At 64.9% G+C, this 24760-nt stretch carries 17 protein-coding genes and 1 pseudogene; 4 read left to right on the forward strand and 14 right to left on the reverse strand.

Annotated features, from left to right (window positions below):
• Positions 1-113 precede the first annotated feature (113 nt).
• A complete protein-coding gene (gene pulA, locus C2U37_RS03860) occupies positions 114-4166 on the reverse strand; it encodes a pullulanase-type alpha-1,6-glucosidase (RefSeq protein ID WP_104451854.1) in 4053 nt (1350 codons plus the stop codon).
• 261 nt (positions 4167-4427) lie between these two features.
• On the opposite strand from pulA, the gene C2U37_RS03865 reads away from it, so the two are divergent.
• On the forward strand, positions 4428-4829 hold the full coding sequence (locus C2U37_RS03865) for a hypothetical protein (RefSeq protein WP_041211001.1): 402 nt from the start codon (positions 4428-4430) through the stop codon (positions 4827-4829).
• Positions 4830-4844: 15 nt separating this feature from the next.
• On the opposite strand, the gene dmeF is transcribed toward C2U37_RS03865, so the two are convergent.
• The gene (gene dmeF, locus C2U37_RS03870; RefSeq protein WP_104451855.1) at positions 4845-5786 is read right to left on the reverse strand and encodes a CDF family Co(II)/Ni(II) efflux transporter DmeF; all 942 of its coding nucleotides are present in this window, start codon (positions 5784-5786) and stop codon (positions 4845-4847) included.
• 71 nt (positions 5787-5857) lie between these two features.
• Here dmeF and C2U37_RS03875 point away from each other — a divergent pair, with 71 nt between their 5' ends.
• On the forward strand, positions 5858-6133 hold the full coding sequence (locus tag C2U37_RS03875) for a metal/formaldehyde-sensitive transcriptional repressor (RefSeq protein WP_104451856.1): 276 nt from the start codon (positions 5858-5860) through the stop codon (positions 6131-6133).
• A gap of 28 nt (positions 6134-6161) precedes the next feature.
• On the opposite strand, the gene bcsC is transcribed toward C2U37_RS03875, so the two are convergent.
• Genes bcsC through bcsG form a run of 7 tightly spaced genes read right to left on the reverse strand, consistent with a single transcriptional unit; the run spans position 6162 to position 17991 of the window.
• The gene (gene bcsC / locus C2U37_RS03880) at positions 6162-9602 is read right to left on the reverse strand and encodes a cellulose synthase complex outer membrane protein BcsC (RefSeq protein WP_104451857.1); all 3441 of its coding nucleotides are present in this window, start codon (positions 9600-9602) and stop codon (positions 6162-6164) included.
• Positions 9587-10696 (reverse strand): cellulose synthase complex periplasmic endoglucanase BcsZ, encoded by a 1110-nt coding sequence (gene bcsZ / locus C2U37_RS03885; protein WP_043155839.1) that lies wholly within the window; start codon positions 10694-10696, stop codon positions 9587-9589. The genes bcsC and bcsZ overlap by 16 nt, the downstream gene beginning before the upstream one ends.
• 3 nt (positions 10697-10699) lie before the next feature.
• Positions 10700-12925, reverse strand: a complete 2226-nt coding sequence (bcsB, locus tag C2U37_RS03890; protein WP_104451858.1) for a cellulose biosynthesis cyclic di-GMP-binding regulatory protein BcsB — start codon at positions 12923-12925, stop codon at positions 10700-10702.
• The gene (bcsA, locus tag C2U37_RS03895; RefSeq protein WP_104451859.1) at positions 12922-15486 is read right to left on the reverse strand and encodes a UDP-forming cellulose synthase catalytic subunit; all 2565 of its coding nucleotides are present in this window, start codon (positions 15484-15486) and stop codon (positions 12922-12924) included. The genes bcsB and bcsA overlap by 4 nt, the downstream gene beginning before the upstream one ends.
• Positions 15483-16145, reverse strand: coding sequence for a cellulose biosynthesis protein BcsQ (gene bcsQ, locus C2U37_RS03900; protein ID WP_104451860.1), 663 nt, complete (start codon positions 16143-16145; stop codon positions 15483-15485). Before bcsQ ends, bcsA begins: the two co-directional genes overlap by 4 nt.
• The gene (gene bcsR, locus C2U37_RS03905; RefSeq protein WP_010672842.1) at positions 16142-16366 is read right to left on the reverse strand and encodes a cellulose biosynthesis protein BcsR; all 225 of its coding nucleotides are present in this window, start codon (positions 16364-16366) and stop codon (positions 16142-16144) included. Before bcsR ends, bcsQ begins: the two co-directional genes overlap by 4 nt.
• A 14-nt stretch (positions 16367-16380) precedes the next feature.
• Positions 16381-17991: a cellulose biosynthesis protein BcsG gene (gene bcsG / locus C2U37_RS03910; RefSeq protein ID WP_104451861.1), complete on the reverse strand. Its 1611-nt coding sequence runs from the start codon at positions 17989-17991 to the stop codon at positions 16381-16383.
• Between the two features lie 428 nt (positions 17992-18419).
• On the opposite strand from bcsG, the gene C2U37_RS03915 reads away from it, so the two are divergent.
• Both C2U37_RS03915 and C2U37_RS03920 read left to right on the forward strand, forming a co-directional pair.
• Positions 18420-19616, forward strand: coding sequence for an amino acid aminotransferase (locus tag C2U37_RS03915; protein WP_104451862.1), 1197 nt, complete (start codon positions 18420-18422; stop codon positions 19614-19616).
• Positions 19617-19674: 58 nt separating this feature from the next.
• Positions 19675-20607 carry a LysR family transcriptional regulator gene (locus C2U37_RS03920; protein WP_104451863.1) on the forward strand — a complete coding sequence of 311 codons (933 nt, stop codon included), beginning with the start codon at positions 19675-19677 and terminating at the stop codon, positions 20605-20607.
• Between the two features lie 16 nt (positions 20608-20623).
• Here the strand turns inward: C2U37_RS03920 and C2U37_RS03925 are convergent, their stop codons facing one another.
• The 5 genes and pseudogenes from C2U37_RS03925 to C2U37_RS03945 form a co-directional block, all read right to left on the reverse strand.
• Complete coding sequence (locus tag C2U37_RS03925) at positions 20624-20947, reverse strand: DUF1820 family protein (RefSeq protein ID WP_010672837.1); 324 nt, start codon at positions 20945-20947, stop codon at positions 20624-20626.
• Between the two features lie 117 nt (positions 20948-21064).
• A pseudogene (locus tag C2U37_RS03930) lies at positions 21065-21913 on the reverse strand (YjjW family glycine radical enzyme activase).
• A 37-nt stretch (positions 21914-21950) separates the two neighbouring features.
• Positions 21951-23477, reverse strand: coding sequence for a YjjI family glycine radical enzyme (locus C2U37_RS03935; RefSeq protein ID WP_104451864.1), 1527 nt, complete (start codon positions 23475-23477; stop codon positions 21951-21953).
• 122 nt (positions 23478-23599) lie between these two features.
• Positions 23600-23935 carry an AzlD domain-containing protein gene (locus C2U37_RS03940; protein ID WP_049635961.1) on the reverse strand — a complete coding sequence of 112 codons (336 nt, stop codon included), beginning with the start codon at positions 23933-23935 and terminating at the stop codon, positions 23600-23602.
• Between the two features lie 2 nt (positions 23936-23937).
• A complete protein-coding gene (locus C2U37_RS03945; RefSeq protein ID WP_103244220.1) occupies positions 23938-24651 on the reverse strand; it encodes an AzlC family ABC transporter permease in 714 nt (237 codons plus the stop codon).
• Between the last annotated feature and the right edge of the window lie 109 nt (positions 24652-24760).

The following is a 24760-nucleotide window of genomic DNA, read 5'->3' on the forward strand; positions in this document are numbered from 1 at the left end:
CGGCTGCCGGTCGGCAGTCGCGCTTTGCTTACTCTCTCGGTGTTATCCCGCCCTTGGCGAGGCGGAATTCAACCCGGGGCTGCCGAGCCAACCCCGGGCTCGATGGGAAAGACTTACTTGGCGCTGCACTCCTGGATGATGACGCTGCCCACCTCGCCGGAAGTCTGAGTCGGGTCAACCTTCACCAGGAAGCTCCACAGACCCTGTTCCAGTGTGATGCTGTTGTTGCCCATGCCACCGTCGCCGTGCTGGAGCGGGTAAACCTGCTCGGGCTCCAGTGCGATCAGGGTGCCACCGGCATCCTTCACGAAGAACTGCTTGCTCCAGTTGACATCGTCGTTGGCAAACTTGAAGTCAAAGCTGCCCGCGTAGTTGAAGGCGGCCTGGTAGATGGCGAGGTTGCCTTCCATCCCCTTGTAGCTCAGCTGGTAGGCCGGCTGGGCGTTCCAGTCGCTCAGACTGCCGCGCACATAGAGCGGGAAGCCGAGCGGATTGCCCGCGACGGTATCCAGCACCTTGCAGCTCTGCGCCGGTTCGGTGTAGCTGACACTCAGGGTGGGCTTGTCCTTGTTCATGGCGGTGAAGACAAACTTGTAGGTGCCAGCCTTCTCCACGTTGAACGGCAGATCCCCGCCATTGGCACAGAGCGTATTGACCTGGCCGGTCGCAAGCTGGTCGGTATCGCTGCACTTGCCGTAATTGACGGGGCCGCTCCACTCGTTGCCAGCGATCTTCACCTGGGTCGACCCCAGCTGATCCGCCGTCACCTCGGTGGTGAACTCATAGGTGAAGTTGCCACTGAAGTTCATCTTGTTGACCGGATCCCACTGATTCAGGAAACCGCGCACGAACACCTCGGTATCACCGAACGGAGGCAAGGTGCTCAGATCCGTCTTCTTGCTCACCGGCAGCCCCGCGCCCTGGGCACCGCTCTGCGGCTTGACGAACACCGCCGCCGACCAGGCACCAAGGGTCAGCTGACCGCTGTCATTGGCCGCCCCGCTGGCGATGCTGTCGGAGTCACGGTGGGCACCGCTCAGGACCATGCCGGTCAGATCGATGGGCTGATCCTTGCCGTCACGGAAATCGCCGATGCTCTGGGGCTGATTGGTGGCGTTGATCATCACCACCAGGCCGTCGATGGCCGGATCCAGATCCGCACCGGCGCCCACCCCGTCATCCACGCTCATCACGATGAGACCCGGGATCTGCTCAGGGCCGGTGTTGCGGAAGTCGACCCGCTTGATCACCTCGGCGCCGCTGCCAAGACGCAGCAGACGAGAGGATTGACGCAGTTCGGAGAGCTCCTGGTAGAAGTTCACCATCTGATGCATCTCGGCCGAACCCGGCTTGGCGTGCTGGCCGAGCACCTGCTCGATCAGCTCGTAGTTGGCCTCGTCCTTGTCCTTGCGCGGCAGCCCTTTGTCAAAATTATTGTCACTTAAGCCGTAGTCGACCCGGTTGTACCAGTCACCGGAGTCGTAGCTGTCCCGCTCCATGGACTTGGAACGCAGCAGCTCGACACCTGCGTGGGTGAAGGGAATGCCCTGACCCAGCATGGCGGTCGCCAGAGAAACCCCCTGCATCCGCACCAGGTCGGCCCCGGCGGGTGCCTTGTACACCAGGTTGTCGAACAGGGTCTGGTTGTCGTGCTTGTCGACATAGTTCTGGATTTCAGTCGGATCCTGGGCATAGCCCGCCGGTTGACCGTTGTAGTCGATGTCGGAGCCTTTCTTCGGAATGCCGTCCTTGTCGGTCAGCACGAACTCCTTGAGGTTGCCCGCCATGCCGAGGCGCACCAGATCGGACTGATGCAGGGCGGTGGCGAGATCGACGCCGTCCAGCTCGTTGGCATCCACCAGGGCGCCGTTGCCAAAGCCCTGGGTCTTGCGAATGGCTTCGCCGCCGTCGAACGGGCTGCCCCCGCGCACCGCGTCACGCAGCCGGTCGGAGAAGGAGCCGATGCCGGTACCGGCCAGATGCTTCTGGGTCGCCTGCACGAACCGCTTGTCATCCTGTACCTCGCCGAAGTTCCAACCCTCGCCGTAGAAGTACATGTCCGGATTGACCTTCTTCACCTCGGCCAGGGCCTGCACCATCTGATCTTTCGGGTGATGGCCCATGAGGTCGAAGCGGAAGGCATCGATCTTGTAGTCCCGTGCCCAGGTGACCAGGGAGTCATCCATCAGCTTGGCGAACATGGCGTGTTCCGGCGCCGTGTTGGAGCAGCAGGTGGAGTTTTCCACCGAACCGGTCTCCGGATTGAGGCGCTGGTAGTACCAGGGCACAATCTTGTCGAGCACGGATTTGGAACCGAGACCCGCTTCGTTGGTGTGGTTGTAGACCACGTCCATCACCACGTTCATGCCGATGTTCTGCTTGATGGCCTGCACCATCTCGCGGAACTCCTTGATCCGGGTCGTCCCCTCCGCATTGGTGGCGTAGGAGCCTTCCGGGGTGGTGTAGTGGTAGGGGTCATAGCCCCAGTTGAAGGAGTCCACCCCGCGCAGGTAGCCGTACAGCTCCTGCACCACGGGGTTCTCCTTGCTGTCGCTGGCTTGCAGATCACCGAGCACGGCTTCGATGGTCTCGCCGCCACCACAGTGGCTGGCAAACCTGGAGTTCTTGACCTCGGGATTGACCTCGCACAGCTTGCTGAAGTCATCGCCGATGTTGGCCACCTTGGCCGGGTCCTCGTTGACGGTAGCGATGTCGAACACCGGCAGCAGGTGCAGGTGGCTGACGCCGCTCTTGGCCAGGGATTTCAGGTGGGTGACGGGCACGCTGTCGCTGTCGGTCAGCCCGAGGAACTTGCCGCGGTGCTCCACCGGCGTCGACTCGTCGTTGCCGGTCAGATCCCGGACGTGGGCCTCATAGATGGTGATGTCGGCGGGGTTCTTCTGGCTGTGGGGCGCCTTCAGGCTGTCCCAGCCTTCCGGCTTGAGGGCCGGATCGTCGAGATCCACCACCTGGCTGAACTCGGAGTTCATCGCCAGGCTCAGGGAGTAGGGGTCGGTCACCTGATAGGATTCCAGCTTGCGGCTGACCGGGTGATAGACCTGGATATCGTAGCGGTAGTATTTGCCGACAAGATCGCTGCCCCCCTGCACGCTCCAGCTGCCGCTGCCCTCGTCCAGGGTCATGGCGCGCTCGCCAAGCGACTTGTGCTGCTCGTCGAACAGCGCCAGCTTGACCGACTTGGCGGTCGGCGCCCAGAGCCGGAAGGTGACATTGCCCCCCTCCACCACGGCGCCGTAGGCCAGCTTGGTGGCCGCTTCGCTGTAAAGGGCATCGAGGGCACCGGCACTCTGCACTAGGGTCGCCCCCTGCAGGATGCCGTCCGCATCGGTCCCGATGGCGACCAGCTCACCCTTGAGCAGGGGCTTGAGATCTTTCCCCGCAGGCAGGGCGAAGGCGGCGGCATCCTTGAGGTGCGGGTATTTGGCCTGCTGCTCTTCGGTCAGGCTGGTCGGGGTCAGCTTGAGGTAGGGAAAATCGAATACACCCTCGCTGTTTGCGGTGATGGTGCCTGACTCTGTGTAGTAGAGGCGCACATTGGGCTTGTCCTTGCCCCCTTGCCAAATCAGGGTGTTGTCGTCGATGAGATGGGCACTGGCCCCCGCCACGCCGAAGGCGGCGGTGAAGGCTTCCGCCCGGCTGCCGAAGATCTCGTTCTTGCCGGCGACGATGGCCACGGTGCGATCCGGGTGATCACTGAAGACCACCTTCATGTCGCTGCCGGTCAGGTTCGCGAGATCGCCGTTGCGGGCGATGAAGTTGATGCAGCCTTCCATCTTGGAGAGCGGCACGACCCAGGCCGGACCAAAACTGTCCGCCGCGGACGGCGTCTTGCTCTTGTCATCCCAACCGGTGTTGAGGCCGCCCTCCGAGGTCGAGTTGCAGGCGTCGTTGTTCCACAGGTGCAGGTTGTGGCTGGCGAACGGGCCGGTGACACCGCGCGCCGCGCTGGTCTGGGTATCCACCAGGGCGATGACCGCTTCGTCGGGGCCGGCCGTCAGCAGTTCGGCCGGGGGCTGGACGTTGGGAAGACGAGCGACGGGCTCATCCTGAGGGGCAGGAGCAGAAGAACTGTTGTCGTTACAGCCTGACAAAAGCGCGAGCAGTGAGGCTGTTACCAGCGCCACTTTGGTCTTTTTCATATCCATTTTTTTATAATTCCCGCTGTAGTTAGTCTCGATATCCGAGTACCCGGTCATTGCCGAGCGGTGTCATATTAATCAGCGGGAATTGCCGTAAATGTGAGCAGATGGGCAAAAAAAACCAATCCGCATCAACAAGATAACGTTTTCATAACGAAAACTCGATCGCGCTCACAGACCTGGCACCGCTTTCGGCCCATACCAGCGGAAAGAGGGGAGCGAGTGACGAAATCAATGTCCAATCAAATGGATAGAGGGGGCTGGGTGATGAAACGGATTGAGGAGCAGGCCAGGCGGCTGGACCAGGAGTATCAGGGCATTGCCCAGTTGTTCGATCAGTTCTGCCAGCAGGCCGGCGTACTCGCCGAACGCTATCACTTCTTCAACTGGCCGGATTATGAAGAGAGCCCGCCCCTCGCCCGCGCCTTCACCCTGCTGGGGGAACCACGGGAGCTGCGGCTGCGCTGTCAACCCGGCGAGGGGGGTTCCCTGAACGGCCTCCTCCAGGTGTGTGGCGAGGAAGGCAAGGTTCACGCCAGCCTGGGCTTTCATGCCGACGGCCACCTGCTGCTGGAGCCGGGCCGCCTGCTCGACGACCCGCCGGGACTGCTGCTGAGGCTGATGCTGGGCTCCCTCTGGCAGGATCAGGGGAGCGAGCCTCCCCGCTGACCCCCGCCAGGGGCGTCAGTCGGCAGACACTTCGATGGTCAGGTGCACCAGCTCCTCGTGGATGGCGAGGCGCTCGCGGATCGCCTGTGCCGGGACCGGGGTCGCCATCTGCAACGACATCGCGGCGGCATACTGCATCTGCCCCACCCGCCAGACGTGCAGATCGCGGATCTCGATGCCAGGCAGCTCGGCAATCACCTCGCGGATCTCGTCCACCAGGGGCGCATCCATCTCCGCATCCAGCAAGACGCGCCCGGTATCACGCAGCAGCCCCCTGGCCCACACCGCCACCAGCACGGCGCCGGCGATGCCCATCAGGGGATCCAGCCAGTCCGCCCCCCACAACATGCCTCCCACCAGCGCCAGAATCGCCAGCACCGAGGTGGCCGCGTCCGCCAGCACGTGGAGGTAGGCGGCGCGCAGGTTGAGATCCTGATGGCCGTGGTGGTGATCGTGCGAGTGGTCGTGATGACCGTGATGGTGGTCGTGACCATGGTGATGGCCGTGATCGTCCCTGAGCAGCCAGGCACAGGCCAGATTCACCAGCAGGCCCAGCAGGGCAATGCCGATCGCCTGCTGATAATGGATGGGGCTGGGGTCCAGCAACCTGGCCACCGACTCGAACAGCATCAACCCCGCCACCCCCACCAGCAGCAGGGCGCTGCTGAAGCCCCCCAGCACCTCTATCTTCCAGGTACCGAAGCTGAACCTGTTATCCCGCGCAAAGTGGCGGGCCGCGCGATAGGCCAGCACCGAGAGGCCGAGGGCCAGGGCATGGGAGCTCATGTGCCAGCCGTCGGCCAGCAGCGCCATGGAGTTGTAGAACCAGCCGCCACCGATCTCCGCCACCATCATGACGACGGTGAGCAGCACGGCCCAGCGGGTCTTCTGTTCGGCCAGGGGATTCCCTTCGTGGACGACGGGGTGGTGGCAGTGGGATGAGGCGAGGGATGGCATGGATTTCTCCTGAAAACGAGGATGCTATATACTATACCCCAGTATAGTTTTATTGATCGAGAGGATCCTGCATGTCACACACGGTTCACGACAAGAAGAAGCTGCTGGCACGGGTCAGGCGCATCAAGGGGCAGACCGGTGCCCTGGAGATCGCTCTGGAACAGGAAACAGACTGCGCCGCCATCCTGCAGCAGATCGCCGCCATCCGCGGCGCCGTCAACGGCCTGATGCTGGAGGTACTGGAGGGGCACATGCGCGAGCATCTTGGCGCCGAGGAGGCGACCCATGCCGAGCGGCTGGAGGATCTGGATCAGGTGGTGAGGGTACTGCGTTCCTATCTGAAATAAGGGCGCCCGGTGATGACGGGCGCCCCTGTCAGTCGAAGTCCGCGTAGGGAGTGAGAGGCCTTGGCGGCATATCGAGATCCCCTTGCCAGGGCTTGAAGGTGTAGCGCAGGAACAGGGTGACATGGCTGGGGGCATAGTCATCCGCCTGCTGGATGTCCACCCGGCCACCGATGCGCCAGTGCTCCGTCAGCCTGTGTTCCACCACGCCATTCAGGGTGTAGCCGAATCCACTGCTACTGCCCCCTTTCACAGGCGCATTCCTGTCTGGCAAACCGCTTGGCAACAGGCCTTCCAGCGGGTAGCGGCGACTGTCGTCGGTACGGGCGTAGGACCAGGATCCCGATCCCCCCAGCTCCCACGACCAGTCCGGGGTTCGCTGCCGGTAGCTCACCGGCACCGAGAGCGAGAAGTACCCCTGCGGGCTGTAATACCCCCCCTGCCCCAGGGTATAGCCCCCCAGATCCTGCTGGTAGTGCCACAGCATGGTGCTGATCCCCACGCTGGCACGGCGATGGGTCTCGTTGACGAACTTGTAATAGCCCCCTCCCATGAGTCGGGTGCGCCAGTTGTCGGGCACGTTCTTGCCGGTCAGCAGGTGCTGCTGGGCGCTGCCCCAGAACCCGACGGCCCCTCCCAGATCCCGGCTGAGATCGAGGCGGACCCCGTTCGCCCGCACCCCACCCCAGCTGATGCCCGTGCCCGGATCCACCGTTCCCCCATAGGAGAGCAGCGAGCTGCTGACGGGCCGACGCGAGAGGGTCATCCCCCACCCCAGTGTGTGCCAGTCACCGGTCAAGGTGGCGCCACCAACCCAGTCCACCACCTCGAAACCGAGGGGCGTGGTCCCCAGATCGAACGCCCAGGCCCCCCGCTGCCAGCCTGCCGCCAGGGTGGTCCCCCGGCTCTGCTGGTGCGCGTCCCCGCGACAGTCCCTGGCCGCACAGGTACCGAACTGCGCCCGGTAAGGGGAGTCCGGCAGATCTCCGGCATCCATGTCGACCAGTTCAAGGCGGCCGAAGGCGGTACCACCGGCCAGCGGCGTATCCAGTTGCGCCATCTGGGTCAGCGCCCGCAAATCCGAGTAGCCCCCGGTACCGCTGGAGCCCCAGTAATCGCTGTCGAGGGAGAAGGTGGTCTGGCTCTGCCGGTAATGCCTGTCGAGATCGCTGCGCAGGCCGGATGCCAGCCACCCCTCCCCATCCTGACTGCGGGCCAGCCGGGTCAGCTCGCCCCCCTCCAGATCCTCGCGGGGGGCCAGACCTGCGGCCACCAGCCCCTTGCGATCCCGCACCAGGGCCTCCTCCACATCATGCTCGGCAAAGCGCTGGCGGGCGGCATCGCGCCAGAACAGCGCCGCCTGCTGGGAGGCCGGTTGCATCGCCACCAGGGGTTCGTAGTCGGTGAAGATGGCGCGGGCTGTCTCGCCCTCTCCCAGCGCCTGATAGAGATTGGCTACCCGGCGGTAGTAGCTGGCACCCTCCGGGGGCAGCGGGCTGACCGGCCAGGCGGGCAGCCAGTGACGGGCCTTTGCCAGATCGCCCCTGGCCTGGGCCAGTTCGGCCATGCCAAGCCTGGCCTCGGGCTGTTGCGGCGTGCGGGCAAGCACCTCCTGATAGCGCTGCTCCGCCAGTGCATAGGCCCCCCGATCCGTGGCCCACTCCGCCAGCATCAGGCTTACCTCTTCATCCGGCTGCAACGGCTGAAGCAGGCGTTCGGCCCCCTCATCATCCCCGGCCTCGTGACGCGCCCACGCCCTGGCGAGCACCTCGCCGCGGGCGAGGCGCTGATCCAGCGCATCCATGTCCTGTGTCCAGCCGGACCTAGGGATGGCGGCCAGCACCCCTCTCGCCTCCACCATCTTGTCCTGCCCCGAGAGATAGAGGGCGGTGGCGTAGCGCAGGGTGGCATCCTGCGGGTGCGCCGCCAGCCGTTCTCGCAAGAGCCGCTCCCCGCTGCCAGCCTCCCCGAGGCGGGCCCGGGTATCGGCCACTCGATAGGCCAGCCACACCTCTTCCGGGGTCAGCGCAAGTGCCTGCTCGCGAAGGCGCAGCGCCGCCGCCACCTTGCCGGCCCGATCAAGCTGATCGGCCTCCTCCTGCAACAGCCCGGCCTTGAGCCGCCGCCCTTCGACCTGCATCCCGGGGGTGCCCTGCTGCTCCAGCAGGGCCAGGGCACGTGCCGGATCCTGCTCCTTGTAGAGATCGAACAGGCGGGCCAGGGCCCGCTCCCGCGCGCTCCCCATGGCGAGCGCCTTGCGATAGGCGGACTCCGCGTCGGCATCGCGATGACGGCCACGCTCGCTGTCTCCGAGCCCCAGCCAGGCTTCGGGTTCATGCCCATCCTGGGCGATGGCACGGCGATACAGGGTCGCCGCCTCATCCCACTGCTCCCGTTCCAGGGCGCTGCGCCCCTGGCTCACCAGCAGCCAGTAGCGGTTGGTGGCCAGCAGGCTGCGCCATTTGTCCTTGTCGGTCACCTCGGGGTGTGCCAGCACCCGTTCAAACTGGGCGATGGCCAGCGCTCGCTGATCGTTGCGGGAGTAGGCCTGCCCCAGGGCGCCCATGAGTTCAGGATCCCCCGGGTTGGCAGCCAGGGCACGCTGCAAGCGGGAGATGGAGGCACCACCTCCCGCCGTGCTTGCGAGCGCCGACTGGCGTGCGCGATAGGCAGGCGAGGCCCACTTCTCCTCCTGGGTAGCGAGCAGCTGTTCCGCCTTGGTGGTATCCCCTTCGCCAAAGAGCACCATGTACTCCTGCAAGGCAGCGATGCTCCCGGGCCCGATGGGCAGGGATTCGATGTCCGCGAGCCAGATCTCGGCGGCCTCGTCCCGCTGGTAGGGATCTCGCGCCATCTCGCGCAACAGGTTCTGCGCCCCCTGGCGCCGACCCTCCGCCAGATAGAGGCGAGCCAGCCCGCCCCGCACTCTGGGCTCACCCGGATATTGCCGGTTGAGTGCCTCCAGGGCCGCCAGCCCCTTTGCCTTCATGGCCGGGATCCGTGTCTGCAACAGGGCATAATCCACCGCCACGTCGAGATTGGGGGGCAAATCACCGGAGAACAGGGAGCGATAGAGACGCTCGGCCTCCTCCAGCCTGCCGGCGCTGGTCAGCAGCCTGGCTTGTTGCAGTTGCTGGCGCCTGGCCGGTTCGTTCAGGGCCAGGTTGGCCATGCCCTGACGATAGAGCGCAGAGTCGGGGTCTTGCTTGCCAAGGCGGGCCAGCAGTGCCCCGGCCTCCTTGACCTTGCCCTGGCGCAGGGCCTGACGGGCCTGGGCTGCCAGCAGCTCCGGATGATCGGGCTCCACCAGGGAGAGGGAATAGAGGCTGTTGCTGACGAGATCTTCCCGCCCACGGGCCTCGCCAATCCTGACCTGCTCCAGCAGCCAGGCCACCGGCTGTACCGTCCCTTGCGCCAGGGCTCCGCTCATCAGGCAGGCGAGCAGGCACCCCTGGGTCACTCTGCCTGACATGATTCGCTCCAATCCGGCTGCAGGGTACCGTCGGCGGCAAAGCGATAACGCCCCTGATCCCAGCCTGCGCCGAACAGGGTCAGCACGCTGCCGTAGTAGGCATCCGCATCCAGCCCGTGATCGGAGACCTGCTTGCGCAAGGTGACCTGCGCCGGCAAGCCCCGTGACAGGGGCAGGAGGGCGGCGGCAAAGCCGCTCGGCCCCTTGCCCTGAACCTGTCCACTTTGGCTGGAGACCCGCTCGGGCAGATGACCCGATTCGGTCAGCTGCGCCAGCATGGGGGCAAAATGGGCCACCAGGGAAGCCCTGGCGGGATCCTCCTCGCTCAGCATGCCGAGCCAGAGATAGACGCGGATGGCGTCATAGCCACCGGTGTCGCCCTTGTCCGCCGTCACCTGCCACCCCTTGTCGGCCTGCCAGTCCACCCAGTCCGGGGCAAAGCCACGGGGCGCACTCTCCTGCAGCAGCTTGGGCAAGAGGGCCCGCATCTCGCCCCAGGGCCCCTTGAAGGAGGCGAATCTGGCCAGCAGTTGTGGAGGCAGATAGCTGGGGTTGAGGGTCCAGCGTCCCTCCCCCTCATAGCCTTTCGCCCCGGGCAGCAACACGGGGCCGAGACCCGGCAGCGTGGCGACCTCTTCCCGGGCGATGCGGCGCAGCAACAGGGTGCCGAGGGCAGAGTAGCTGTGGTTGTCCCACAGGCGACCCGCCTCCAGCAGGCTGTAGGCTATCCAGAGATCCGAATCGGACGCGCTGTTCGCATCCAGCACGCCCCAGTTGCCGTCCTGCTGCCTGCCCCAGAGCCAGGATGGCAGGAAGCCGGTCAGATCCCCGCGGGCGAGCTGCCGCTCCGTCCAGTCGAGCAGGCGGGCAAAGGTCTCCCTGTCATCGTTGACCAGGGCGAAGAAGAGGGCATAGCTCTGGCCTTCCGAGGTGGTGATGCGGCGCCCGTCGGCAGGGTCGATGACCCTGCCTTCTTCGCTGATGTAGTGCTGGCGAAAGTGATCCCACTCCGGCCAGTGACAGACGGCCTGCGCCGGGAGGGAACAAAGGGCCCAGAGGAGCAGGGCACCACAGACATTTTTCATCTGAGTCATCTCTTAATCTTCCTTCAGACGGCGGCGACTGGCACTGGCAAGCAGCACCCGCAGGCCCCAGCCCAGTACCAGCATGCAGAGCAGGGTCAGCCCGGCAAGACGCACCGGATAACGGGCAAACAGTTGCCAGAGACGCTCCCACCACGGCAGGTAGCCCACCTCGTAGCGATCCCCCACCACCAGGCTCTTCACCCCGGATTCCCGGATGATGGCCACCGAGCCTGCCACCTGATCGCGCAGGGTCCGGGTCTGCAGGGCATCATTGAGCAATGTGACCCCCGCCGGTCCATCCGCCAGCAAGGCCACCAGGCTGCACTGATCATGGGTCGGCGATTGCAGCCCCAGGATGACGGCGATGGCCCGGTTGCCCGTCATGCCCACCCGGGCCTGGGGCTGGCGATCGGCCATGGTGTGCAGCAGATCCCCCTTGTGCTGGCGGGTTGGCTCGTTGACCCAGCTGCGCGTGGATTGCAGCAGGGCGTCGGGAGCCAGATCCCCTCGAAACTCCTCCGGCAGGGTGCCGATGAGCAGGGTATCCCGATCCGCGGTGCGCGCTCGCTCCCAGTCGTCCAGAACCTGCAGGGAGAGCGCCGGATACCCGGTCTCGGCCCCGATGGCACCGACGGCATCGAGCAAGGTGGTGATCTGCCCGGGATGGGGTCTGGCCGGCATGACAATCTGGGTGTCGGCGAGATCCGCCATCCGGCTGAACGGGAAGCCGGCATAGGCGAACGCCTTGAGGTCGGGCATCTCGATGAAGTGGCGATAGCCGGTGAAGTCGATGGTGGAGCCCTCGTCGATGCGCACCTGATGGGCTGGCGGCATCACCAGGTCGCAACGGCCATCCTCCGTTCCTCCCATGTATTGCTGGGCATACTCGAACGAGAAGCTCAGACTGTTGGTCTGGGTGGTCTTGAGCCCGGGCATGCGCAGCGCCATGGTGTCGCCGTCGTCGGCAAACCAGAGCGGCAGGGTCAGCAACCGCTCACTCTTGACCTCGCCGGGCTCGAGCGTGAACGACTTCATGAGCTGGCCGTTGACCCCCACATCCAGCCGGGAACCGTCGCGCAGGGTGGGCGAGGTGTGGTGATACTTCAGCTCCGTCCTGATGCCGTTCTCCCCCAGCAGATAGAGATCAGGCGGCAGGCGCAGCGTCAGGCTCATGGGCCACAGCGTGCGTCCCGTTGCCTGCAACTGACCCGGGTACTCCGTGAGCTCATCAAAACGCATCTTGCGATCCAGTCGCACCCAGTTCGGTGCATCGTAGGGTTGACGCGGCAAGAGCGGCTTCACCTCGTCCACCATGACGCTCTGGCCACGCAGCATGACATCGCCTCGCGCCAGCCCCTGCACCGCCGTCAGCAGATCCTGCTGATCCCGCCCCAGGATCAGCAGCAGCTTCACATAGGGGTTGTCGGGGGAGCTGATCATGTCGATGGTGGGCCCCTTCACCTCGGGATAGTCCACCAGGAAATCGGGGCGCGCGTCATTGGTGGCAAAGATCACGGCGTTGCGATCCGGCAACTGGTTGATGAGCACCGGGAAATGCTGGCCCCGCCACTGGGCCTTGGTGCCGAACCAGGAGGCCAGCACCGCCGCCGCCTGCTGCTGCTCCGGGGGCACTGAGCCCGTGAACACCATGGGCAGAGTCAGCTTGCCATTATCCCGCACATCGAGGAACGGCATGGGGAAGAAGGAGAGCTCGTTGCGCACCGGCAGGGTCTGCAACTGCAGGGTCAGCTTGCTGTCCCGGTTGACGTTGAGCCAGAGGGTATCGCTCGCCGGGTTCTCGCACACTTTCTGATAGTGGCCAACGAAGCTCACCTTGAGGCGGTTGAAATCCTTGGCATAGCGGGGATCCAGCTCGATGCTGGCATGGGTCATCGTCCCCATCTGATCCTGGTTGAGGGCCGTCACCCCCATCAGCTCGTCATTGAGATAGACCTTGACCTGGGAGATGAGCGGCAGCAGGGAGGGCGATGGCGTGAAGTTCAGGTCCAGGGTGGCCCGGGTCACCACCTCGTCCCGCCGCACGGTGAAGTCGGCCAGTCCGTCTGGCGCATTGCCGCGCAGGGAGAGGGTGCCTGGCGATGACGCCATCTGTTCGAAGCTCATTCCCTGGGTGCGCACCGGAGCGGGAACGGGCGGCAGGGGGCCGACGGCCTCAGCGGCAGTCGCACCCTGCGCCATCAGCAGGAGAGGAATAAGGTAGCGTTGTGGTTTCATCATCCTTTCACTGTCTGTGAGGTCGGAGTCCCGGCCCGGAAATCTGGGGAGACGCGACGGGGAACAAAGGAGAGGAGCCAGCGAGCCAGCTTCTCGAGGAGGATACAAACAAAGCCGATGGGTGAGGTACGGGCCAGACGCCAGTAAGCTCCCCAGCCGAGCAGGGTAATGTCGATCAGGCTGTGGAGGGGGCGATCCTTGCCCAGACGCTGCTGCCACAGGGACCAGGTATCGGCCCGGGCGAAGGTGCACTGGATGAACTCGACATGCTGTGCCTGCGCCATGGGCTCCAGCTCCAGTCCCAGCTTGCAGCCGAACACCCGCTGCACCTTGGCGGCGAACGCCTGCTCCCGCTGGTCATGGCGCAGCAGCAACCAGACCCTCTCCTTGTCGGCCAGGGGCAGGGGCGCCTCGAGCAGCACCCCGACCCCCCCGTTGGAGTAATCCCTGACGGTACAGGGGTAGAGGTGACCGTTCGCCAGCCTGATGGCCGCCGGCATCACCATCTCCACCCTGGGGTTGGCACGGACCTGCCGCGACTCGAAGGCCACCGCCAGGGCGCCGCCCAGTATGGTCATGTTGTAGAGGGTCCAGATCATGCTGAGGATCAGGGTCGGCACCTCGTCGGCAGGGCCGGTGCCGATGCGCCAGAGGCCGAACCCCAGCCCGCACAGATTGAGCAGGATCAGCAGCAGATAGGGGCGGGAGACCGACAGATCGAGGAACACCTCCTCCGTCATCCCCCCCTTGGCAGTCACGTTGAACGTCCCCTTGTGAGGTGCAAAGAGCGCCACCGTGGTCGGCCTGGCGATGTACCAGGCCAGCACCGTCTCATAGACCTCGCCCCAGAAGGAGTGGCGCACCTTGCCCTGCAACCGGGAGTTGGTCAGGGCGCTGTGGAAGATGTGCGGCAACATGTAGAGGGCGATGGCCGCCGCCGGGGCATAGATGATGTAGGCGTGCAGGATCAGGAAGGCGAGCGGCGCCGTCAGGAAGATGAGCCTCGGTATGCCCGAGAGAAAGTGCAGCATGGCATTGAAGTAGCACAGCCGCTGCCCCAGCTTGAGCCCCTTGCCGAAGAGGGGGTTGTCCAGACGCAGGATCTGCACCATGCCGCGCGCCCACCGGATGCGCTGACCGATGTGGGCAGAGAGGCTTTCGGTGGCCAGCCCCGCCGCCAGCGGGATCCGGATATAGGCCGAGGTGTAGCCGAGGCGGTGCAGCCGCAGGGAGGTGTGGGCATCCTCGGTGACCGTCTCCACCGCGATGCCGCCGATCTCGTCAAGGGCGGTGCGCTTGATGACGGCGCAGGATCCGCAGAAGAAGCTGGCATCCCACATGTCGTTGCCATCCTGCACCAGGCCGTAGAAGAGGGCCCCCTCGTTCGGCATCTTGCGAAACCGTTGCAGGTTGTGTTCGAACGGATCGGCGGAGAAGAAGTGGTGGGGGGTCTGGACCACGCCCAGACGGGGATCCCGGTAGAACCAGCCCACCGTCATCTGCAGGAAGGAGCGGGTCGGCAGGTGGTCACAGTCGAAGATGGCGACCAGATCCCCGGTGGCCATCTTGAGGGCGTGATTGATGTTGCCCGCCTTGGCGTGCTCATGGGTCGACCGGGCCACATAGCGGATCCCGGCCTCCTCGGCGAAGTCGCGAAACGCCGCCCGCCCCCCGTCGTCAAGCAGCCAGATGGTCAGCTTGTCGGCGGGCCAGTCGAGCCCCATGGCGGCGTAGACAGTCCCCTTCACGATGGCGAGATCCTCGTTGTAGGTGGGGATCATCAGATCCACGCTGGGCCACTGGGCCGGATCCGCCGGCAGTTGTGCCGGGGGGCGGTGCAGGGGCCATGCGGTCTGCCAGTAGCCGAGCAGCAGCACCAGCCAGGCATAGGTCTCGGCGGCCAGCAGCAGGCCGCAGGTCAGGCTGACGGGGTCGAACCAGTCGAGGGTCGAGGTGTAGCGCCACCAGATGTAGCGGCAGGAGATGGTGAGGGAGAGCACCATCATCATCAGCATGGGATAACGGCCCGGCACGGCCCGCAGGATGAAGGCCATGGCCGCCAGCAAGAGGACGAACACCAGTTGCGCCTGCAGGGTGAACGGCTGGGTGACGCAGAGCAGGGAGAGGCTCCCGGCCACCACGCAGAGCAGCACGCTCTTCCAGCGTGCCTCGCGGGGCGTGGCCCTGGCGGCGGCCAGCCCTTTCTCCTCCTGACGGTCCAGGAAGGCACCGAGAGTCTGGGTGCCCCGGTGCCAGAGCCGTTGCCAGGAGGCAGGCCAGCGCAGAGGGATGGGCTGTGGGCGACGCACTATCATCCAGAGGCTCTGCAACAGAACGCGCAGGGGATCCCCCACTCGGGGGTGCGTCAGCTGGGGATAGAGTCCCCGGGCATGGCCCAGCACCCATTGCCAGCCATGACGCTCGAGGGGGAAGAGAGCCCAGGCCAGCAGCCAGCCCAGTGTCAATGCGGCCGCCCCCGGGCGGGAAGCCCCCCGCTCACGCAGTGCGCGATAGCGCTGCGAGCACCAGAGGCCCGCAGCCGGCGTCAGCAGCCGCACTCTCATCGGGGGGCCTCCCCCTCTGCCAGACACCAGATCGCCAGGGCGGCCAGCTCGTGGGCAACCAGACTGGTGGGCGCATAGCGGCCGACCGGCAGCTTGGCGGCCATGGCCTCCGCCATGGCTTCGTCCCTGTGCAGATGAAGATTGAGCAGAGGGAGCCCCCCTGCCAGCCAGAGATCCAGCAACCCCTGCTGCAGGGCCCGCTGGCTGGAGAACTGGGTCACCAGCAGACGCTCATCGGCCGCCCAGGGGTGGCGGTGAAGCCGCACATGGCAGTTGGCATCCGCATTGACCACCAGCAAGCGCCTGCAGGGGATGACGGGGGCCATGCCCAGGGGCAGATCCAGCAGCACCAGATCATAACCATCGATCCCTGCCAGCCACTCGGCTGACGCCCCCTGCCCCCCGCCATGGGAGAGCAGATCCAGTCCCTCCTCCCGGCGGTGAAGCGCTCCTCGCCACTCCCGCGCCGGCTGGGTCAGCCGGCTCCAGCCTCCCAGATCGTCATGGGGCAGGCCAAGGTGGATGCCAAGCTGGTTGTCCGGGCAGAGATCCACCGCCAACACCCTTGCCCCCTGCTCATGGGCTGCCTGGGCCAGTCCGGCCACGATGGCGGTGGTCCCCACACCTCCCCGGATCCCCTGCAGGGCGATCACCTTCATGCAGACCTCCCCTCGCCAGTCCCCTCGGGCCCTTTCACTGCCACCTCCGCCAGCAGGGGGAAGCGTGCGCACAAGGCGGCGAGCCGCTCCCTGGCGGCAATATCCTGATAGGAGAGGCTGACACCAAAGGCCTGCTGGACCATGGCCACGTCATTGATTACCGTGCCCTCCACCGGGACGCCGAAGGGGGTCTGCATGTCTGATTGCCGTTCGCTGCGCATCGTCACTTCCGGTCTCATTGGGGATAGGGGACCCAGTCCCCCTGCCCCAGCTTGATGTGGTACTTGCCCTGATATTCGATCACCACCGAGCCCTGGTTCTCGGACACCGACGGGGTCTGCGGCAGGTCGCCCAGCAGGGCATCCCAATCGATGGTCTCGCTCCCGAACACATCCTTCCCCACCAGCCTGGAGACCAGTTCTGATACCGCCAGGAAGCTGCTGGGGGTGTCCACGTTGCGGGTCGCCTCGTGGGGCGCCTTGGTACCGAGCAGGGCAACCCCCACCGGCACCTGGGTGATGCTCGGACTGGGAATGTCCCGCAGCCCGGCCATCTGCATCTTGTCGCCGGTGAGAGCTGCGCCGTGCTCAGGCACCATCACCACGGCCACCTTGCGGCCGGATTGCTCCAGCGTCGTCATGAAGTCGTCCAGCTGATCCAGCAGGGTCTTGAGCCTCGCCTTGTAGGGCGCTATCTGGCGGCTCGCCACATAGCGGTTGCCATCGTGCAGGGCGATGAGGTTGAAGAAGGTGACGTTGCGTGCCGCCTGACTCTGTGTCCGCTCGTTCAGCCAACGGCCGAACAGGGCATCCCCGCGATAGATGGGCTCGCCATCGAAGGAGGCGAGGTCATGGGCCAACCCCTTCTTGTCCATGGGAGTCACATCCAGCCCGGCATACTGCTGCAGGCCGGTCAGGTAGTTGCCAAAATCCCCCGAGTGATCCATGGCCACCTGTTTGGCAAAGCCGAGCTGGGCCAGGTTCTCGAACAGCAGGCATTGCTTCGGCGCCGTCACATAGAGCCCCTGGTGGCTGGTCTGCCCGCAACTGGCCCGCAGCAGGCGAATGGAGCTCGGGCCGCTGTAGGAGGTGGCGGAGTTGAAGCGGTTGAAGCGAATGTCGAAGTGGGACCAGACCGGATGCCCGCTCAGGCCGCTCGCCTCCACGTCACGCCAGGCCAGGGAGCAGACATTGATGATGAGCACATCGAAGGGGGTCGCCTGGGCTGGCAGGCTCTCCGTGAAGTGCGCCAGTCTCTCCTGCTCCTCCCGATAGAAGTCATCGAGATAGGCGTTGAGGTTCTCGTTGGTCGGCGGGGCACTCTGGTCAAGCTGCTCCTCCATGGGCAGCACTGAAGAGCGGGTCTCCTCCCGGAACGTGTTCAGGGCATGCTCGCTCGCCCCCTTGCTGCTCGCGAAGGGATTGCTCACCTGGGGCGAGACCCAGAGCCAGAGCAGCGCCAGCAGGATCCAGGGGGTGAAGCGCAGCCACTGGGCGATGAACAGATAGAGTGTCAGCAGCACGAACCCCGCGCCGACCATCTCCCAATTGATGAAACGCCCGAGCAACTCCGCCCAGTAATCCAGGGTGAAGGAGAAGACCTGGCTGCCCTGGGCACGAATGCTCTCTATCCCCGGCAACCAGGTATCGTGATAGAAGATCCCCGCCCCCACCGGCAACGCCAGCCAGTGCCGCGCACGGCGCCACCCGGCCCTTTGCAGGGGAAAGATCAGGAAGGCGGCAAACACCAGGTTGATCAGGGGGTGGAAGTTGAGATATCCCCCCCAGAGCAGGGCGAACTTGGCAAGAAAATAGACATTCCAGCCACCCAGGCCATGCCAGTCCAGCCAGGGAGAATCGGCATCAGAAACGTGTCAGGTCATCCGCGATGAGTCACCTGTTATCGTGGGCCCCCCGAAGGGGCCGGGCACACTGCAATGGTTATCAAAAGAATAGCCTGACTATTATGCAACTATTAATTTGTCTCAGGTGGCGCTGAACCTGACTCCCCCGGATGGGTGTAAGGGGAATGAGAGGGGCCGTATGTATCCATATATTATCCAAACGATCCCGATAAGGCAGCCTTCTCTGACAAAATGGGGGGAACGTGCAGACGGGATGCAGGATCCTGGCAAGGGCCCCGCGCTTACCACTGCGACAGACTTTGTCAGCCCTGTCGCCATCTCGAACAACTTGAGGCCACCTCTGGATTGCGCCATCATATCGGCCCGGCTGATGGCCGGCCGAATTGGACAGTCAACTTCAAGGACCCCCCATGTTTGAACACGTCGATGCCTATGCTGGCGACCCCATACTGACGCTAGTCGAGACCTTCCATAAAGATACCCGCGAGCAGAAGGTGAACCTGGGGATTGGCCTCTATTACGACGAGCAGGGCCGCATTCCGCTGCTGCCGTCGGTGCAGCAGGCCGAAGCGCAGCGCGCCGCCACCCCGGCCCCGCGCCCCTACCAGCCGATGGAAGGCGCCGCCAACTACCGCACTGCGGTGCAGCACCTGCTGTTTGGCGCCGAGCACGAAGCGGTCAAGGCGGGTCGCATCGCCACCATCCAGACCATCGGCGGCTCCGGCGCCCTGAAGATCGGTGCCGATCTGCTCAAGCGCTACTTCCCGACCTCCGAGGTGTGGGTCAGCAATCCCACCTGGGACAACCACAAGGCGATGTTCGAGGGGGCCGGCATCAAGGTGCACGACTACCCCTATTACGATGCGGCCACCGGCAGCGTGCAGTTCGACGCCATGATCGACTGCCTGAGCAGCCTGCCTGCGAAAAGCATCGTGCTGCTGCACCCCTGCTGCCACAACCCGACCGGGGTGGATCTCTCCCGTGCCCAGTGGGACCAGGTGATCGCCTTGGTGGTCGAGAAGAACCTGATCCCCTTCATGGACATCGCCTATCAGGGCTTCGGTGACGGGCTGGAAGAGGATGCCTATGCCATCCGCGCCATGGTGGCCGCCGGTGTCAGCTTCTTCGTCAGCAACTCCTTCTCCAAGAACCTCTCCTTCTACGGCGAGCGCTGCGGCGGCCTGTCGGTCATCTGCCAGGATGCCGAAGAGGCGGGCCGGGTGTTGGGCCAGATGAAGGCCACCGTGCGCCGCAACTACTCCAGCCCCCCCACCCACGGCGGTCAGATCACTGCGGCGGTAATGAGCCAGCCCGAACTGCACGCCATGTGGGTCGGTGAGGTGACCGAGATGCGCACCCGCATCAAGGCCATGCGCCAGAAGCTGTTCGAGGTGCTGAGTGCCAAGGTGCCGGGCCGCGACTTCAGTTACTTCATCAACCAGCGCGGCATGTTCAGCTACACCGGCTTCACGCCGGAGCAGGTGGACAGACTGCGCGAAGAGTTCGCCGTCTACCTGGTGCGCTCCGGTCGCATGTGCGTGGCGGGCCTCAACAGCCGCAACGTCGACTACGTGGCCGACGCCATGGCCGCCGTGCTCAAGGGCTAAGCCCGCAAGCCCCGCTCAGGCGGGGCTTTTCATTTGTCCCCTTGCCCGTGGAGCCGTGATGGATCTCATTGCCCTCTCCCGCCTCGGCGGTCGCCACCTGGTGACCCTGCATCTGCTGCTCGACACCCGCAGTGCCACCCGCAGCGCCGAGCGCCTCTGCACCACCCCCTCCACTGTCAGCAAGACCCTCAACCAGTTGCGCGAACTGCTGGGGGATCAACTGCTCTACCGCCAGGGCAACCAGTTGCTGCTGACGCCGTTTGCCGAGCGCCTCGGCCCGACGCTGCGCCGCCTGCTGGGGGAGCTCAACGGCCTCACCAGCCAGGAAGGATTTGCCCCTGCCAACTGGCAGGGGGAGCTGAACCTGGCGATGCGGGAGAGCAGCATGATCTGGCCCATGGGGGCCGTACTGGGTCAGTTGATGCAGGAGGTGCCGGGGCTGATGCCCGTCGTGCGTAACAAGGACGAGCAGGGACTGGCTGCTCTGGCGGCGGGCAAGCTCGACTTCGTGATCCTGCCCCACGATCAGAGCCAGCCCGGGGTCAATCAGTCCGGCCTCGTCTGGGAAACCTTGCGGGAGGACGAGCTGGTCTGCCTGATGCGCGCGGATCATCCGGCGTTGATGCGCTCCTGGGATCTCGATGCCTACCTGAGCTGGCGCCACATCGCCATTCGCGATCAGGAGCTGGCCGATCCCTTCTTCGAGCAGAGTCTGGCCCAGCGCCAGGTACGGCGCAGACTGGGGGCCACCCTGCCGGATTTTGGCAGCGCCGCCGCCCTGCTGCGCCAGAGCGATCTCATTCTCACGGCCGTGAAGGGCTGGGCTACCCGGGCTTGTACCCAGGGGTTGGTGAGCCGCCCTGTCCCCTTCGATTACGGCGCCGTGACCCACAGCCTGGTGTGGTATGGCCCCCTGGGGGAAGATCCCGCCCTGCGCTGGTTCCGTCAGCGCATCCTGCAACTGGCCCGGGAGCTGGACGCCCCACAATGATGCCTGGCGGCAGGACTCAGGGCTTCTTGGTATAGATGGGGCCTGGGAAAGAGGTGACGTTGTTGCCCAGTTCGGTGATGCGGGCGGCCCCCTGCTTGCGCACCTGATCGACCCGCAGCACGTGGTGCATGGGAATAAGGGTGCGGGTGACGTCGGCAAATTCGCTCTTCAGCTTCTCGTGGCTGGGGTCGACGATGAGCGCCGTGTGGTTGTCCCACACGAAGTGGGCGATCTCGATGAAGCCGAACAGCTGGCCCTGATTCACCTCTCTTACATAGACTTCGTAACGCTCGCTGTGACAAATGAACTGCACTCGATAAAGGGCGTTGGATTCACTCATGGGTATCTGTTGGTGATGGACGGTTTGCCCATTCTAGCCGTCCCCTCGGACAGCCCCTATAGACAGAGTTCACAGTTGCGTCATATCGGGTCTCAGCATCCCGACGTGCTGCAGAGCTCAGATCGCAGGCAGCATCACCGACCCAAACCCCTTGGCCTTCAATGCGTTGGCCAGCACTGTCAGGTCAGCCGACCCGGCTTCTGGCCATGACAGCGCCTCCCCTCACACCCCGTGGTGGCGAAAGCCGTTGAGGCGGATGGGCACGGGCCCCAGCGACAGCAAAAAGGTCGTCAACGCCTCCTCCAGCGCGCCGGTGGCATCGAGAAAATCGCTCCGCCCCGGCACCAGCAACAGCCGCACCTCCGCCAGCTTGCCCGCCTGCGCCAGCAGTTGCAGCGATGCCAGCACCCGCTCGCGGCCCCACCCGGTCAGGGCCAGATGCACAGGCTCGCGCCACCCCTTGAGGTCTATCATGGCGCCGTCCAGCACCGGCAACAGCCGCTGCCAACCCGTTTCTCCCAGGGATCCGTTGCTGTCGAGCAGGCAGGTGAGACGGGCCAGATCCGGCGCAGCCTTGATGGCCGTGAACAGGGCGATCACGAACGGCAACTGGGTGGTCGCCTCCCCGCCGGAGACGGTGACGCCGGTGAGCAGCGGGCCATAGCGGCGCAGCAGGGCCAGCACCTCGGCCACCGACATCTGGCGCGTCTTGGGGCTGGCGTGGCGAGGGCAGACATCGAGGCAACGGTCGCAGTGGGTACAAAGCTCGGCTTGCCAGCTCACCCGCCCCTCCTGCATCGCCAGGGCTCTGCCCGGGCAACCGGGCACGCAGTCACCGCAGTGATCGCACAACCCCATGGTGTGGGGGTTGTGGCAGCCGGGGCAGCGGAAGTTGCAGCCCTGCAAAAACAGCACCAGCCGGTTGCCGGGGCCGTCCACGCAGGAGAAGGGCAACCAGCGGCTCACCATCGCCCTGAGCTCGGCCCCCTTCTGCATGCCGTTCTCAGTGCTCATTCAAGAGGGTCTCGATAGCCACCACCCGCGGTGCCCGCTGGCGGATCCCGGTCAGCTCGCTCGCCTCGGCGCCGAGGCTGGTGGTCTGCAGCCGCGACCCCTCCTCTGCGAAGCGTGCCACGTCGCGCTTGCGGATCATATAGCCGGTCACCCGCACCAGATCGCTGTCCGCCACGTTGGCACTGAATTCGCGCATGCCGAGGGCGAAGGCCCCCTTGCAGAGCTGCAGCAGCGCCTGAGGGTTCTGGCGTATGGTGGGATCCAGGGTCAGGATCTCGCTGATCCCGGAGTGATAAAAGTCGTGGTGGGGCGCCAGAGCCAGCAGGTGACTGGCGGGATCCGGCTCCTCGCCATAGGGGATCCGAACCCCCGGAGTCACGCCCCTGTCCACGCTGAGTCCCCCCTGGGAGTGGAGCAGGGCGCGGCCGCCCCAGGCATGGGTCTGGCCCCTCCTGGCCACCCATTCGGAGAGGCGAGCCGAGATGCGATAGCCAAGCTGGTTGGCCTCATCGTCATGGCCATAGCGCCACGGCAAGCCTCCCTTCTCCATCAGCAGGTTCACCGCCTCCGCCATGCCAAAGATGCCGAACATGGGGACGAAACGCGCCTCCTCTATCAGCCCCTCCTCCACCAGGAAGCTGTCGAAGAAACCCGACTCCCGGTGCAGGAAAGCGGCGCGCGCCTCGATGAGCCGCGAGGCCTGCTCGCAGTAGTGAGGCAGTGTGCGCGCCATGAAATCCTCAACCCCTGCGCTCTGCCCGGCCACGCCCTTGAGGGAGAGGCGCACCAGGGTATTGGCACCGCCCCCCAGGGGCAGAGCGTTGTAGCAACTGACGATGCCAAAGCCGCGTTCGTCGAAGGTGTCCCTGTGAAGCGGATAGTTGACAATGTGGGGCTTGCTGCAGGCCGAGATGTTCTCGACTCCTTGCAGCAACAGGCTGTCCGGGGTCTGCACCGGGTCGTGGAACAGGCTGAGATTCGGCGCCACCTGCTGGAGTTCCCTGTCGATGTGCAGGATCAGCCGGCAGATCCGGTTGTCATCGGGGCCGATGTTGACGTGCATGAAGGCATCCGGCAGCACTCGATCCAGGTAGATCCAGAAGGCCTTCAGCTTGCGATGGAGCGTTTCATCATCCAGCTCACCGACGAAGGGCAGCAGCAGGTGATCGAGGCGCCCCAGCCAGACCGGCATGCCGGTGACGGAGGGCACGTGATGGTAGAGGATGCGCAGGGCATCGAGGGCCTCGTCGAAGTCCAGGGGTGGCGCCAGCTCCAGCCAGGCCGAGCCCTGGCGCAGAAACCGCTCGTAATCCGGCAGCACATAGCGCGGTTTGTGGGGAGCGTGTCCCTCGAACATGTCGCACAGCACCCCTTGTGCCATGGCATCCTGCACGGCGGCAGGCAACTCGGGGTAAGGCAACGCGTTTTCGGCGGCGAGCGCCAGGGCGTGGCTCTTCTGGGCCGGTGACAGCAGGGGGTCGCGCACGATGCGCCGGCAGGTTTCGGTGAAGGACATGGTTCACTCCGTGGCGGGTGGAACCAAAATCCTCACACTTGAGAGGCCTTTTTTGAAGTGACATTCCCAACAGGGCGGATATCCCATCAAGACATCCGCCATGCAGGATCACGGCACATCGTTCACCAGGGCCAGAACAGGGCCACGCCCCCCAGCCAGCGCAGCAGGAAGAAGCCCCCCATGCCGACGACCACCACCACCAGGGTAGGCAGGCGCAGCAGGGTCAACACCGTCACCAGCAGGGTGGCGGCCAGGTAGTCCGGATCCCAGTCCAGCCCGCGGCCGGGCTCATAGCTGAAGACGATGGGCAGCCAGATGGCGGTCAGCACCGACTGGGCCGAGAAGCTGAGGAAAGCCCCCATTTCGGCCCCCGGCTGATAGCGGGTCAACCGCGAGAAGAAGGCAAAACGGTTGAAGAAAGTGATCAGAGCCAGCAGCCCTATCATCAGCCAGCCCATGATCACCTCCTCATCCGGTGCAGCACATAGCCCACCACCATGCCGGCCAGGGCCGAGACGATGATGTGGATCTCCGCCAGCAGCGGCTTGGTGACGAGCGCCGTCCCGCCGCTCACCAGGGTGGCCGCCACCATGGGCAGGTTCTTCATGGCGGGGAGCGTCATGGCGATAAAGGTGGCGGCGATGGCAAAATCCAGCCCCATCTTGTCCAGCCCGTCAATGTACTGGCCGGCGGCGATGCCGAGCAGGGTCGCCAGGTTCCAGAACAGATAGAAGACAAAGCCCGCGATGAGCGCATAGGCGGGATTGAAGGCGCCGCTGCGCTCCCTGTCTTTCAGCGCCACCGCAAACATCTCGTCGGTCAGGAAGAAGGCGAGACTGGCCCGCCAGCGCAGGGAGAGCGGCAGCACGTCGCGCCGGAAGGTGAAGCCATAGAGCAGATGCTGGGAGGTGATCACCATGGTGGAGCCCATGATGGGCAGCAGCGGCGTCCCCGCCCCGAACAAGGTGGTGGCCGAGAGCTGGGCCGCCCCCGCATAGACCAGCAGCGACATCAGCTGTGCCTGGAGCGGGCTCATACCCGCCTGAAGCGCCAGGGCGCCGCACAGTATCCCCCAGGGGATGACGGAAATGGAGAGCGGGAGCATATCCAGGGTGGCGCGCCACCAGAGTGCCCCCGTGCGCTCGGGCGCAGGGAGGCGGGTTTCCGACATCATGGGATCATCCTTGTCACAGCCAATGCGAACCGGGAAAACTAGCACGGCGCAGGAGACAGTGTCACGCCATGGTCTGCAACAAATGCAACGCCCGCATGAGAGCGGGCGT

The organism is Aeromonas sp. ASNIH1, from assembly GCF_002934285.1.
In the GTDB taxonomy this organism is placed as follows: domain Bacteria; phylum Pseudomonadota; class Gammaproteobacteria; order Enterobacterales; family Aeromonadaceae; genus Aeromonas; species Aeromonas caviae.

Excerpts from the sequence above, each read along its gene's own strand:
- pulA (WP_104451854.1), bottom strand. The coding sequence starts at position 4,166 with ATGGATATGAAAAAGACCAAAGTGGCGCTGGTAACAGCCTCACTGCTC.
- C2U37_RS03865 (WP_041211001.1), top strand. The coding sequence starts at position 4,428 with ATGAAACGGATTGAGGAGCAGGCCAGGCGGCTGGACCAGGAGTATCAG.
- dmeF (WP_104451855.1), bottom strand. The coding sequence starts at position 5,786 with ATGCCATCCCTCGCCTCATCCCACTGCCACCACCCCGTCGTCCACGAA.
- C2U37_RS03875 (WP_104451856.1), top strand. The coding sequence starts at position 5,858 with ATGTCACACACGGTTCACGACAAGAAGAAGCTGCTGGCACGGGTCAGG.
- bcsC (WP_104451857.1), bottom strand. The coding sequence starts at position 9,602 with ATGTCAGGCAGAGTGACCCAGGGGTGCCTGCTCGCCTGCCTGATGAGC.
- bcsZ (WP_043155839.1), bottom strand. The coding sequence starts at position 10,696 with ATGACTCAGATGAAAAATGTCTGTGGTGCCCTGCTCCTCTGGGCCCTT.
- bcsB (WP_104451858.1), bottom strand. The coding sequence starts at position 12,925 with ATGATGAAACCACAACGCTACCTTATTCCTCTCCTGCTGATGGCGCAG.
- bcsA (WP_104451859.1), bottom strand. The coding sequence starts at position 15,486 with ATGAGAGTGCGGCTGCTGACGCCGGCTGCGGGCCTCTGGTGCTCGCAG.
- bcsQ (WP_104451860.1), bottom strand. The coding sequence starts at position 16,145 with ATGAAGGTGATCGCCCTGCAGGGGATCCGGGGAGGTGTGGGGACCACC.
- bcsR (WP_010672842.1), bottom strand. The coding sequence starts at position 16,366 with ATGCGCAGCGAACGGCAATCAGACATGCAGACCCCCTTCGGCGTCCCG.
- C2U37_RS03915 (WP_104451862.1), top strand. The coding sequence starts at position 18,420 with ATGTTTGAACACGTCGATGCCTATGCTGGCGACCCCATACTGACGCTA.
- C2U37_RS03920 (WP_104451863.1), top strand. The coding sequence starts at position 19,675 with ATGGATCTCATTGCCCTCTCCCGCCTCGGCGGTCGCCACCTGGTGACC.
- C2U37_RS03925 (WP_010672837.1), bottom strand. The coding sequence starts at position 20,947 with ATGAGTGAATCCAACGCCCTTTATCGAGTGCAGTTCATTTGTCACAGC.
- C2U37_RS03935 (WP_104451864.1), bottom strand. The coding sequence starts at position 23,477 with ATGTCCTTCACCGAAACCTGCCGGCGCATCGTGCGCGACCCCCTGCTG.
- C2U37_RS03940 (WP_049635961.1), bottom strand. The coding sequence starts at position 23,935 with ATGGGCTGGCTGATGATAGGGCTGCTGGCTCTGATCACTTTCTTCAAC.
- C2U37_RS03945 (WP_103244220.1), bottom strand. The coding sequence starts at position 24,651 with ATGATGTCGGAAACCCGCCTCCCTGCGCCCGAGCGCACGGGGGCACTC.